The sequence below is a fragment of the Mesorhizobium sp. M7A.F.Ca.MR.148.00.0.0 genome, assembly GCF_003997735.1.
GTDB lineage: Bacteria > Pseudomonadota > Alphaproteobacteria > Rhizobiales > Rhizobiaceae > Mesorhizobium.
On the sequence record NZ_RZTB01000407.1, the window covers coordinates 1 to 444 of the forward strand.

Below are 444 nucleotides of genomic sequence, written 5' to 3' on the forward strand. Positions count from 1 at the left end.
CTTTCGCGCTCGGCGTGCTGTCGCTGCTCGGCAGCCGCGTGCCGGCTTCGCTGAAAGTGTTCCTCACAGCCCTTGCCATCATCGACGACCTCGGTGCCGTCATTATCATCGCCATCTTCTACACCAGCGGCCTTTCGCTGGCTTATCTGGGTGCTGCCTTCGCCGTCATTGCCGCGCTTGTCGTGCTCAACCGCATGCGGGTGATGACGCTGGTTCCCTATCTCGTGCTCGGCGTCATCCTGTGGGTGCTGGTTCTGAAATCCGGCGTCCATGCCACGCTCGCCGGCGTGGCGCTGGCGCTGACCATCCCGCTTGAGCGTTCCGCCGGGATCGGCCACGATCTCGACCGTTCGCCCCTGCACCGGCTCGAGCACGGCCTGCACAAGATTGTGGCCTTCGTCGTCATCCCGATCTTTGGCTTTGCCAATGCCGGCGTTTCGCTCG

1 protein-coding gene is annotated in these 444 nt (G+C 63.7%); it reads left to right on the top strand.

All coding sequences use genetic code 11. The annotated features are described in order from the left end of the window. Positions 1-444 (top strand): Na+/H+ antiporter NhaA (locus EOB49_RS34735; RefSeq protein WP_206526207.1); only part of this gene is annotated, 444 nt, incomplete at both ends.